Source organism: Falsiroseomonas ponticola (genome assembly GCF_016805305.1).
Lineage (GTDB): Bacteria > Pseudomonadota > Alphaproteobacteria > Acetobacterales > Acetobacteraceae > Falsiroseomonas > Falsiroseomonas ponticola.
In genome coordinates, this window is sequence record NZ_JAERQN010000001.1 from 125,990 (window position 1) to 137,632 (window position 11,643).

Genomic DNA, 11,643 nt, shown 5'->3' on the forward strand with positions numbered 1-11,643 from the left:
CCTCAGTGCCGCTGGAATTCGGCGTCGAGGCTGTCGCCCGCGCTCATGTTGAGGGCGAAGCCGTTACCGTTGGCGCGGCCCGCCACGCGGATGGGCTTGGCCTTGGCCGGCGCCTCGCGCCGCGGCGCGGGCTTGGCCTGCGGGCGGGCGAAGGAGACGGGGCGCTGTTCCGCCACCGCCGCCGCGCGCGGCACCTCCGCCTCCCCCAGCCGGAAATAGGCGATGGTGGATTGCAGCACTTCCGCCTGGGTGGACAGTTCCTCCGACGTCGCGGAGACCTCCTCCGACGCGCTCGCATTCTGCTGCGTCACCTTGTCCAGCTGCTGGATCGCCTGGTTGATCTGCCCGGCGCCCAGATCCTGCTCCCGGCACGCCGCGTTGATCTCGTCCACCAGCTCCGCCGTCCGCTTGATGTCCGGCACCAGGCGCTGCAGCATCTCGCCCGCCTCCTGCGCCGTCTTCACCGTGGTGGAGGACAGCGTGCTGATCTCCGCCGCCGCCGCCTGGCTGCGCTCCGCCAGCTTGCGCACCTCGCTCGCCACCACCGCGAAGCCCTTGCCGTGTTCGCCCGCGCGCGCCGCTTCCACCGCCGCGTTCAGCGCCAGCAGGTCCGTCTGCCGCGCGATCTCCTGCACGATGTTGATCTTCTCCGCGATGCTCTGCATCGCGACCACCGCCTGGACCACGGCCGCGCCGCTGCGCTCCGCATCCTCCGCCGCCTGGCGCGCGATCTTCTCCGTCTGGCTGGCGTTCTCGGCGCTCTGCTTGATGTTCGCCGCCATCTCCTCCATCGAGGCCGAGGCCTCCTCGGCGGAGGAAGCCTGCTCCGTCGCACCCTGCGCCAGCTGCTCGGAGGAGGAGGCGAGTTCCTGGCTGCCGGACGCCACGTTCTGCGCCGCCGTCGAGGCCTCGCTCACCACGGCGCGCAGCTTCGCCAGCATGCGTTCCAGCGACTGGCCCATCACGTCCTTGTCGGAGAGCGGCTTCGCCACCACGGCCAGGTTGCCCTGCGCGATCTCCTCCGCCACCGCGGCGGTGGCGCGCAGACCCTCCGTCATGCGGTCCATCGCGACGATCAGGTCCTTGATCTCGTCATTGGTGGTGACATTCGCCTTCTGGCTGAGGTCGCCGATCGCCACGGCCTGGGCCACGGCCACCGCCTGGCCGAGGCCACGGCTGATGGCGAGCGCGATCCAGATGGCGGAGGCCGCGGCGATCAGCAGCACGACGAGGCCGATCGACAGCAGCAGGACCTTGGTATCCTGCGCATCCGTGGTCGCTTCCGCGCGCGCTTCGCGCATCATGCGCTGGTTGATGGTGATGACCTGGCCCAGGCGGTCGAGCATCTCGACCACGTTCTGGCGGGCCGCGCCCATGGACAGCGCCTCGGCCTGCGCATCGTCGCCGGCCAGCATGAATTCCCGCATCCGGTCCTGCAGGGTGATGTATTGCTGCAGCGCCGCCCGCGCCGCCACCCAATGCGGCCGGCCTTCCGCCGAAGCCACCGCGATGGCGGCGTCGAAAGCCTGCAGCAGCGCCTGCCGCCGCTGGTCCATCTCGGCAGCCTGGCGCTCCACCGAGGGGCGGTCATTGGCCAGGACCATGTTCTTCTCGGCCCGCACGAGCAGCAGCGCTTCCGACTGGAGAGTCAGCGCCCGCTGGACGCGCACGACGGATCCATCCAGCGTGCCTTCGTAGTTGGCGGTGATCGACGACAGCTTGAACAGGCCGAGGCCGACCATGCCGGCGAGCATGAGCAGGAGGAAACCAAAGGCCGCGAAGAGCTTCGCCTTGATGGTCGCGCGCATGGTGCTGGTCTTTCTCCGTTGTCGATCGAATGACGGAAGGGGTGCGGCTCAGTGTCGCTGGAATTCGGCGTCGAGGCTGTCGCCCGCGCTCATGTTGAGGGCGAAGCCATTGCCGTTGGCGCGGCCCGCCACGCGGATGGGCTTGGCCTTGGCCGGCGCCTCGCGCCGCGGCGCGGGCCTGACCTGGGGGCGGGCGAAGGAAACGGGGCGCTGTTCCGCGACCGGTGGCACGCGCGGCGCCTCCGCCTCCCCCAGCCGGAAATAGGCGATGGTGGATTGCAGCACCTCCGCCTGGGTGGACAGCTCCTCCGACGTCGCGGAGACCTCCTCCGACGCGCTGGCGTTCTGCTGCGTCACCTTGTCCAGCTGCTGGATCGCCTGGTTGATCTGCCCGGCGCCCAGATCCTGCTCCCGGCACGCCGCGTTGATCTCGTCCACCAGCTCCGCCGTCCGCTTGATGTCCGGCACCAGGCGCTGCAGCATCTCGCCCGCCTCCTGCGCCGTCTTCACCGTGGTGGAGGACAGCGTGCTGATCTCCGCCGCCGCCGCCTGGCTGCGCTCCGCCAGCTTGCGCACCTCGCTCGCCACCACCGCGAAGCCCTTGCCGTGTTCGCCCGCGCGCGCCGCTTCCACCGCCGCGTTCAGCGCCAGCAGGTCCGTCTGCCGCGCGATCTCCTGCACGATGTTGATCTTCTCCGCGATGCTCTGCATCGCGACCACCGCCTGGACCACGGCCGCGCCGCTGCGCTCCGCATCCTCCGCCGCCTGGCGCGCGATCTTCTCCGTCTGGCTGGCGTTCTCGGCGCTCTGCTTGATGTTCGCCGCCATCTCCTCCATCGAGGCCGAGGCCTCCTCGGCGGAGGAAGCCTGCTCCGTCGCACCCTGCGCCAGCTGCTCGGAGGAGGAGGCGAGTTCCTGGCTGCCGGACGCCACGTTCTGCGCCGCCGTCGAGGCCTCCGTCACGATCTTGCGCAGCGCCGTGTTCATCCGCGTCATCGCGTTGACGAGGTCCTTGATCTCGTCGTTGCTGCGCTGGTCCACCGTATGGCTCAGGTCGCCGCCGGCGATGGCATCCGCCATGCCCACCGCCTTGCGCAGGCCGTTGGCGATGGACAGCGCGATCCAGACCGCGGCGCCGATCGCGACCAGCAGCGCGGCGCCCGCGGCCAGAAGCAGCGCCATCCGCGTCTCGGCTTGCGTCTCCATCGCTTCCGCGCGCTCGGCGCGCAGCAGCTCGGCATTGATGCCGATGACCTGCTGGAGGCGATCCATCATCGCCGTCACATGGCCGCGCGCGGCGCCAGTGGACAGCGTCGCCGCCTGCGCCGCATCGCCGGCGCGCACCAGGTCGCGGATCTGGTCCTGCGCCTGGATATACTGCAGGAGTGAGGCCCGCACCTCGATCCAGCGCGGGCGCCCGTTCTCCGATGCCCTCGCGATGGCATAGTCGATCGCCGCCAGCAGCGCCTGCCGGCGCTGCTCCATTTCCGCGACGAACTGGTCGGATTGCGCGCGGGTCGGCGCCACGATCACGTTCTTCTCCGCGCGGACCAGCAGGGCCAGCTCCGACTGCACCGTCTGCGCGCGCTGGATGCGCGGCACCGCATCCTCCAGCACTGTCTCATAGGTCCGGCCGACGGAGGCGAGGCCCGTCACGCCGAAGGCAGCCATGCCTGCCATCAGCAGGATGACGCATCCGAAGGCGGCGAAGAGCTTGGTCCGTACCGTGATGCGCATGGGGGTGGTGTCCTTGCGTGTTGCAGGAAGGATCAGTGGAGGATCTGGGCGAGGTTCGGCAGGATCAGCAGATCGTCGCCGCGCATGCCGATGCCGCGGATGAATTCGGGCCGCCAGCGGATGCCGATGCGCGGCGCCGTCTCCAGCGATGCGGGCACGATCTGCGTCACCTCGAACACCCGGTCCGCCAGGATGCCGACGGGGGTGGGCTCCCCGGCCAGGTCCAGCTCCACGACGATGATGCGCGTGTCGGTGGTGGGCGCCGTGACGGCCATGCCGAATTGCAGGCGCAGGTCGGCCAGCGGCACGATGCGGCCGCGGACATTGACGACGCCACCGACGAAGGGCCGCGCGCCCGGCACCGCCGTGATGGGCACGAGGTCCAGGATCTCCCGCACATCGGCCGCCTCGATGGCGAAGACCTCGCCCCCGATGCCGAGGGTCAGGACATCGACCGGGGTCTGGGAGGGGGTTTCCTGCGTCATGCCGCCTGCCTCATCCGCGTCCGGCGGCCTTCCTCCTCCCCGATCTCCAGCAGGTGCGCGACATCGAGGATGAGCGCGACGCTGCCATCGCCGAGGATGGTGGCCCCGGAGAAGGTCTTCACATCCGCATGCAGCCGCGACAGCGACTTGATGACGGTCTGGTGGCTGCCGAGGATCTGGTCCACCACGACGCCCAGCCGCTGGTCGCCGGCGGTGATGATGACCACCTTCTGGTGCGGGTCGGGCGGCGTGGTGCAGCGCATCACCTCCCGCAGCCGCAGGAAGGGCACCAGCGCGCCGCGGATCTGCAGCAGGCTGTAGCCGCCGGAACGGCCATCCTCCGGCGGCGGCAGCTCCACGCATTCCTCGACGGCCGACAGCGGGATGGCGTAGCAGCCATCGCCCACGCGGACGAGCAGACCCTCGATGATCGCGAGCGTGAGCGGCAGGCGCAGCGTGACATCGGTGCCGCGGCCCGGCCGCGTCGCGATCTCGATGGAGCCGCGCAGCTGCTCCACCGTCCGCTTCACCACATCCATGCCGACGCCGCGGCCGGAGATGGCGGAGATCTCCTTCGCCGTGGAGAAGCCGGGCTGGAACAGCAGCTGGTGGATCTCATGCTCCGCCAGCCGCGCCTCGGCGCTGATCAGGCCCTTCTCGATCGCGCTCGCGCGGATGCGCTCGGCATCCAGCCCGCGCCCGTCATCGCTGACGGTCACCAGCACTTCCGCCCCGGCATGGCGCGCCGAGAGGCGGATACTGCCGGCTTCCGGCTTGCCGGCGCCGATCCGCGCGCCCGGCGCTTCAAGCCCATGGTCCACCGCGTTGCGGATCAGGTGCACCAGCGGATCGGCCAGGCGCTCGATCATGGTCTTGTCGAGCTCGGTCTCCTCGCCGCTCGTCACCAGCTCCACCGGCTTGCCGAGGTCGCGCGACAGGTCGTGCAGCAGGCGGCGGAAGCGGGTGAACAGCGATCCGATCGGCAGCATGCGGATGCTCATCGTCGTGTCGCGCAGCTCGGCCACCAGGCGGCCGATCTCCTCCGCCACCGTCGTCAGCCCGGCCTCGCCGCCCGAGGCGATCTGGCTGAGCCGCGCATGCGCGATCACCAGCTCCCCCACCCGGTCCATCAGGGCGTCCAGCCGCTCCGCCTGCACGCGCAGGCTGCCGCCGACACGGGCGATCTCGCCCTCGCCCCGCGGCTTCTCCGCCATGGGCTGCGCGGGCGCGGGCTGGGCCGGCGTGGACGGAGCCGATGCGGGCTGCGCCGGCACGGGCGCGGCCGGCGCGGCGGCGGGCGCCTCCGCCACCGGGGTGGCCGGGGCGTCCAGCCGTTCGATCTGGATGCGCGCGTCGTCGCTGACGAAGATGAAGACTTCCTCGATGGCCGCGCGGGAACAGCGGCCCCGCAGCCGGACCTGCCAGCCGAGGTGGCAGCTCTCCGGATCGATCTCGTCGAGGGGCGGCACCGCCTCGGTCAGGGCCGTGACCGTCACGCTGCCCAGCGCGCGCAGCTCGTCGAGCATCAGCAGCGGATTGGCGCCGTTGACCAGCGCCTCCCCGCCCAGATGGAAGCGCACCAGCCACTCGGCCTCGGGCTCCGCCCCGGGCGGCTCCACCCCGGGCGGCGCGGCCGGCGCATCGGCGCCCTCCACCGCCAGGCGCAGCGCCGCCAGCAGGGCCGTGCCGCGCCCGGGCTCGGCCTCGGCGGGCGTCTCGATCAGGGCGCGGATGTGGTCGCGCGCCTCCAGCGCCGCCGCCACCAGGGCGGGGGAGCAGGGCGCCAGGCCGCTGCGCACGCGGTCGAAGGCGGTTTCGAAATCATGGACGAAGGCGGCCACCGCTTCGAAGCCGAACATGGCGCCGGAGCCCTTGATGGTGTGCAGCGCGCGGAACGCCGTATCCACCAGGCCGCGGTCATCCGGCCGCCGCCCCAGGTCCAGCAGCGCCTGCTCCAGCTGCTCCAGCAGCTCCGCCGCTTCCTGGCGGAAGATCTCCGCGGGATCGCCGGCGCCGCTCATCCCAGCACCTTCTTGACGATGGCGAGGAGCTGCGTCTGCTCGAAGGGCTTGGTGATCCAGCCCGTCGCGCCGGCCTGCTTCGCCTCCGCCTTGCGGGTGGCGTCCGATTCCGTGGTCAGGAAGATGATCGGCACGCCCTTGTAGGCGGGCAGCTTGCGCAGTTCCCGGATGAAGGTCATGCCGTCCATCACCGGCATGTTCAGGTCCGTCACCACCATGTTCACCGGCGAAGCCTGCGCCTGGCGCAGCCCTTCCGCGCCGTCGCCGGCTTCCTTCACCTGGTAGCCGGCGCCCGACAGCGTCAGGCGGACCATCTGCCGCACGCTGGCCGAGTCATCGACGGTGAGGACGGTCTTCATGCGGCGCTCCGTTCGGGGGAAGAGGTCCAGTCGCGGAAGCCGCCCTCGGCCAGGATGGCGGCGAGCGGCGGCGGCACGGGCTGGCGGAGGGAGAAGGCGATGCCGTCCCGCTGCGCGAGGGCATGGGCGGATTCCAGCAGCTGGACGAAGCAGGTGTCGAAGGCCGTGCCATCCGCGCAATCCAGCTCCACGGCCGGGGAAGCGCGCATCGCTTCCAGCAGCGCCGCCCGGGATTCCTGGATGGTGGCGATGGTCAGGCGGCCCTGCAGCCGCAAGGGGCGCAGGGCAGGGGTTTGGGCAGGGATAGACATGTTGCGCGCCTGTCCGGAAGGGATGGCGGCACGGTATGCGGTATCGAGGTTAGCAATTCCCCAATGGGGCGCCGATCATTGCGATGACGATCCTGCTTCGGCGCGGCGGTGCCCCCGCCGGGGGCAGCCTATCGCGGGCGGCTGGCCGTGGCGGTGATGGTGGCGATCATGTCCTGCTCGGCCGCCGCCGCGCTCATGTAGCGCGGCGCCGTGGTGACGAAGGGTTCCGTCGCCTCCGCCGGCATGAAGACGGCGAGGTAGAAGAGGCCCGTCGCCGCGTCACGGGTCGCCTCGATGCGTAGCGTGGCCATGCGTTCTCCTCAGCCGGGTACGGCAACCTGGTGGCGCAGCGTGACGTCGCGGCCGGTCCGCGCGGAATCGAGGATGGCGAGGCAGGCCTCCAGCGTCGCCATGCCCCAGGCCCCGGACTGCACCGGCGCCACGCCATCCAGCACGGCGGCGCAGAAGGCGTCCAGCACCTCCCCCCGCGGCACGGCGGGCAGGGGGGCGCGTTCCAGCCAGCGGCGGTCATCGGCATGGACCATCACGCCCTCCGCCGTCAGGCGGAGGTCCGCGCGCTCGCAGCTCGCCAGCAGGAAGCCGAACTGGTTGTGGAAGGCAGGCGGCGCGGGCGCGGCGAGCGGCGGCGTCTCCGGCCCATAGGCGCGGCGCGCCTTGGCCGCTTCCTCATCGGTGATGGCGGCAAGCGCGCGGCGCGCGGTGCCATAGGCGGCGGGGTCGCGGGGCTGGCCAAGCTCGCCCACCCAGCCCATCAGCTCATCCGTATCGTAGCGGCCATGGCCGCTATAGGTCAGGGTCGCGGCGGCCCCATCCTCGAACTGCAGGAAGGCCGTATAGGCGCCCTCCGTCGGGCGGGCGGGGTCCCAGCCGAAGCACTGGGCGCGGACGCTGCGCAGCAGGCCGCCGCCCAGCAGCCGCACCACATCCAGCTGGTGCGCGCCCTGGCTGAACACCACGCCGCCGCCGCGCGCCGTGTCCAGCTCCTCCGGCCGCCGCGGGCGGCAGAGGAAGTCGGTATAGGTCAGCGCGGTGATGAGGCGGACGCGCCCCTGCGCGCCGCCCGCGATCAGGCGGCGCGCCGCCAGCACGGGCCCGTCCTGCCCATGGCTGTGGCCGATGACGAGCTGCACGCCGGCGCGGTCCGCGGCCTCGATCATCGCGGCGCATTCGGCCAGCGTCACCGCCATGGGCTTTTCCACCAGGCAGTGCCGGCCGGCGGCGCAGGCGGCGATGACGTCGGCGGCGTGGAACTGGTGCGGCGTCGCGACATAGATCGCCTCCACCGCCTCGTCCCGGCAGAGCGCCGCCATGTCGGCATGGGCGCGGCTGCCGGGGAAATCCTGCAGGAAGCGCGCGCGCGCCTCCGGCCGCGGCTCGGCGCAGGCGACGAGCTGCACGCGCGCATGCCCGGCCAGCGTCGGCAGCATCAGCGTGAAGGCGCGGCTCAGCCCGACGACGCCCAGCCGCAGGCGGCGCGTCACAGGTCCAGCACCAGCTCATCCGTGCCGGGCGCGGCGCGGGAGACGCAGACCATGAGGTGCGACGCCTTCTCATGCTCCATCAGCACCAGGTCGCGGTGATCGGCCTGCCCCGCCACAAGCCCGGTGCGGCAGGACCCGCAGGTGCCGCTTTCGCAGGAATGGGAGACGGCGATGCCGGCAGCCCGCAGCGCGTCCAGGATGGTGGTGCCGGCGGGGATGTCGATCCGCGTGCCGGACCGCGCGAGCCGCACGGCGAAGGGCGCGTCATCCGCGCGCTTCTGCCCGCCGCCACTGCCGAAATCCTCGAAATGCACGGCGGAGGCGGGCCAGTGGCCGGTCATGTCCCTGACAGCCTGCATCAGCCCGCGCGGGCCGCAGCAATGGATGTGGCGGCCCTTGGGCTGGTCCAGCAGGGGCCAGAGGTCGAAGGCCCGATCGGGGTCGCCGCCATCATGGTGGATGACGACCTTGCCCTTCAGCGCGGGCGTGGAGAGATCATCCAGGAACGCCGTCTCGGCCGGGGAGCGCGTGAGGTAGATGAGCTTCCAGGGCGGCCGGCCTTCCGCCTGCAGCTGCCGGATCATGGACATGATCGGCGTGATGCCGATGCCCCCCGCGATGAACAGTCGCGACACCGGGTTGCCAAGCAGAGGAAAATCGTTGCGCGGCGCCGCGCAGGGCAGCAGGTCCCCCGCCTTCACCTGGTCGCACAGCGCGAGGGAGCCGCCCTGGCCGGCCGCGTCCCGCTTCACGGCGATGCTGTAGGACGCCGTCTCGATCGGGTCGCCGCATAGCGAGTAGCGGCGGATCATCCCGTTCGGCACCCGCACCTGCAGATGCGCGCCGGCGGTGAAGCCGGGCAGCTCGGCGCCATCGGGATCGGCCAGGTCGAAGCGCATGATGCCCTGCGCGATCGGCTCCGCCGCCAGCACGCGCAGCGGCCGGAACGCCCCATCCTCATCCATGCGCGATCCTCCATGGCGGATTTACTTAGCTCTCTAAGAATTTCGGTCAAGCCCCCGGCACCACGCCTTGCGGCGCAGGCACTTAGAACGCTAAGTATCGGGCGATCCGGCGGAAGGGAGGAAGCGCATGCTGACCCATGAGGAAAACCAGCTGCTGGCGCGCGTCGAGGGCGATGCCCCGATGGGCCGCCTGATGCGCCAGCATTGGCTGCCCGTCTGCCTGTCGGAGGAGGTGGAGGAGCCCGAGGGCAAACCCATCCGCGTGCGCATCCTGGGCGAGAACCTGGTCGCCTATCGCGATGCCGAGGGCCGCGTCGGCCTGGTCGGCGAATTCTGCCCGCATCGCAAGGCGTCGCTGGTCTATGGCCGGAACGAGGAAGGCGGGCTGCGCTGCCTCTATCACGGCTGGAAGGTCGATGCGGAGGGCAATGTGGTGGAGATGCCCTCCGAGCCGCCGGAGGCCTGCGCGGCCGCGAAGTTCAAGCACCCCGCCTACCCGACCGAGGAAGCGGGCGGCTTCGTCTGGGCCTATATGGGCGACCGCGCGACGATGCCGGTATTCGAGCCGCCGCCCTTCGCGCCGACGCCGGAGACGCGGGTTTCCATCGGCACCGCGCGGGTGGATTGCAACTGGGCGCAGGTGGTGGAAGGGCAGATCGACAGCGCCCATTCCTCCTCGCTGCATTCCTCGGACATGGTGCCCGCCCGCGTCGGCCGGGCCAGCGCCAATGCGAAGCTCTGGACGCGCCCTTCCACGGACAAGGCGCCACGGCTGCAGGTGCAGCTCACCTCCTACGGCTTCCGCTACGCCGCCATCCGCCGCCCGATCCAGAATGCGGCGACGCAGGATTATGTGCGCATCACGACCTTCGTCGCGCCGCTGATCTGCCTGATCCCGCCGAACGCCAGCTACAACGTGGCGCAGGTGACGATCCCGATCGACGACCATACCTGCATGTTCCACTTCATCGCCTGGGGCGATGGGCCGGACGTGCCCTCCATGGCGGAATGGCGGAAGTTCCTGGCGCTGACGCCGGGGGTCGATGTGGATCCGGCCAAGGGCTGGACGCGGCTGCGGGTGCGGGAGAATGACTACCTGCAGGACCGCAACCTGATGAAGCTCGGCAATTTCACCGGCATCAAGGGCATCCCCGCGCAGGACATGGCGATGTGGGAAGGCATGGGGCTGATCGCGGACCGCACCTCCGAACGGCTCGGCGCCAGCGATGTCGCGATCGTGCAGTGGCGCCGGCTGATGATCGAGGCCGCGAAGGCCTTCGCCGAAGGCGCGCCCGCGCTCGGCCGGACGGAGCCGATGGTGCCGAAGCGGGACATTGCGAGCTTCGAGGGCGTGGTGCCGAAGACCACGGATTGGCGCACCCTCGGCACCACGGAGCTGGAGCGCAGCCTCTTCCCCGGCGCGGCCCCGGCCCAGGCGGCAGAATAGGCACGATGACCAACCTCTCCCTTTCCGTCGCCATCGGCCCCTATGACCGCATGATGCCGCTGGTGCGCGGCGAGGCGCGGATCGATGCCGTCGATCCGCAATTCATGCTGCTGGAGCCGGAGGAGATCTTCTTCCGGGCCATGCGGCATGAGGCCTTCGACATCTGCGAGCTCTCGCTCTCCTCCTACAGCCTGCGCGTGGCGCGGGGCGACAGCCCCTATGTCGCCATTCCCGTCTTCCCCTCCCGCGCCTTCCGCCACACCTGCATCGTCGTGCGCAACGACCGCGGCATTGCCTCGCCCGCCGACCTGCGCGGCAAGCGCATCGGCATGCCGGAATACCAGCTGACCGCGAATGTCTGGGCGCGCGCGATCCTCGCGGAGGAATACGGCGTCCACCAGCGCGACATCACCTGGGTGCGCGGCGGCTATGAGAGCCCCGGCCGGATCGAGAAGCTGAACGTCACGCTGCCGGAGGGCGTCGTCGTGGAGAATGCGCCGGAGGGCAAGACCATCTCCGGCATGCTGGCCGCCGGCGAGCTGGATGGCGTGATGGGCCCGCGCGCGCCCTCCTGCTTCGAGCGTGGCGATCCCGCGATCCGCTGGCTGTTCGAGGATCCCACCGCCGAGGCCACCGCCTGGTTCCAGAAGACGCGCATCTTCCCGGTGATGCATGTGCTGGGCATCCGGAAGACCCTCGTCGAGAAGCATCCCTGGCTGCCGACGGCGGTGATGAAGGGCTTCCAGCGGTCGAAGGACATCGCGCTGGAACGGCTGACCGACACCTCCGCCACCAAGGTCACGCTGCCCTTCGTGGAGGAGAATCTCCGCCGCGCGCGGCAGCTGATGGGCGAGGATTTCTTCAGCTACGGCCTGGCACCCAACCGCCACGTCTTCGACTACTTCCTGCGCCACCACCATGCGCAGGGCCTGTCGAACCGCGTGCTGGCGGCGGAGGAACTCTTCCACCCCAGCACGCTCGAGGCTCACAAGGTCTGAGGGGTTTCCC

General features: G+C 70.7%; 11 protein-coding genes. 2 read left to right on the forward strand and 9 right to left on the reverse strand.

Annotation, left to right across the window (positions count from 1 at the left end):
• Nucleotides 1-2: 2 nt before the first annotated feature.
• The 9 genes from JJI54_RS00565 to JJI54_RS00605 form a co-directional block, all read right to left on the reverse strand.
• Entirely contained in the window at nt 3-1,808 is a 1,806-nt protein-coding gene (locus JJI54_RS00565) for a methyl-accepting chemotaxis protein (RefSeq protein WP_203069893.1), read from the reverse strand.
• A gap of 48 nt (nt 1,809-1,856) precedes the next feature.
• A complete protein-coding gene (locus tag JJI54_RS00570) occupies nt 1,857-3,545 on the reverse strand; it encodes a methyl-accepting chemotaxis protein (RefSeq protein WP_203069895.1) in 1,689 nt (562 codons plus the stop codon).
• Between the two features lie 32 nt (nt 3,546-3,577).
• On the reverse strand, nt 3,578-4,030 hold the full coding sequence (locus JJI54_RS00575) for a chemotaxis protein CheW (RefSeq protein ID WP_203069897.1): 453 nt from the start codon (nt 4,028-4,030) through the stop codon (nt 3,578-3,580).
• On the reverse strand, nt 4,027-6,051 hold the full coding sequence (locus tag JJI54_RS00580) for a chemotaxis protein CheA (RefSeq protein WP_203069899.1): 2,025 nt from the start codon (nt 6,049-6,051) through the stop codon (nt 4,027-4,029). Before JJI54_RS00580 ends, JJI54_RS00575 begins: the two co-directional genes overlap by 4 nt.
• Nucleotides 6,048-6,410 (reverse strand): response regulator, encoded by a 363-nt coding sequence (locus JJI54_RS00585; protein ID WP_203069901.1) that lies wholly within the window; start codon nt 6,408-6,410, stop codon nt 6,048-6,050. The genes JJI54_RS00580 and JJI54_RS00585 overlap by 4 nt, the downstream gene beginning before the upstream one ends.
• Entirely contained in the window at nt 6,407-6,721 is a 315-nt protein-coding gene (locus JJI54_RS00590; protein WP_203069903.1) for an STAS domain-containing protein, read from the reverse strand. Before JJI54_RS00590 ends, JJI54_RS00585 begins: the two co-directional genes overlap by 4 nt.
• Nucleotides 6,722-6,849: 128 nt before the next feature.
• Nucleotides 6,850-7,032, reverse strand: a complete 183-nt coding sequence (locus JJI54_RS00595) for a hypothetical protein (protein WP_203069905.1) — start codon at nt 7,030-7,032, stop codon at nt 6,850-6,852.
• Nucleotides 7,033-7,041: 9 nt separating this feature from the next.
• On the reverse strand, nt 7,042-8,223 hold the full coding sequence (locus JJI54_RS00600) for a Gfo/Idh/MocA family protein (RefSeq protein ID WP_318987418.1): 1,182 nt from the start codon (nt 8,221-8,223) through the stop codon (nt 7,042-7,044).
• A complete protein-coding gene (locus JJI54_RS00605; RefSeq protein ID WP_203069907.1) occupies nt 8,220-9,188 on the reverse strand; it encodes a PDR/VanB family oxidoreductase in 969 nt (322 codons plus the stop codon). The genes JJI54_RS00600 and JJI54_RS00605 overlap by 4 nt, the downstream gene beginning before the upstream one ends.
• A gap of 127 nt (nt 9,189-9,315) precedes the next feature.
• On the opposite strand from JJI54_RS00605, the gene JJI54_RS00610 reads away from it, so the two are divergent.
• Nucleotides 9,316-10,635 (forward strand): Rieske 2Fe-2S domain-containing protein, encoded by a 1,320-nt coding sequence (locus JJI54_RS00610; protein ID WP_203069915.1) that lies wholly within the window; start codon nt 9,316-9,318, stop codon nt 10,633-10,635.
• A 5-nt stretch (nt 10,636-10,640) separates the two neighbouring features.
• Nucleotides 10,641-11,633 (forward strand): PhnD/SsuA/transferrin family substrate-binding protein, encoded by a 993-nt coding sequence (locus JJI54_RS00615; RefSeq protein WP_203069917.1) that lies wholly within the window; start codon nt 10,641-10,643, stop codon nt 11,631-11,633.
• Nucleotides 11,634-11,643: the final 10 nt, after the last annotated feature.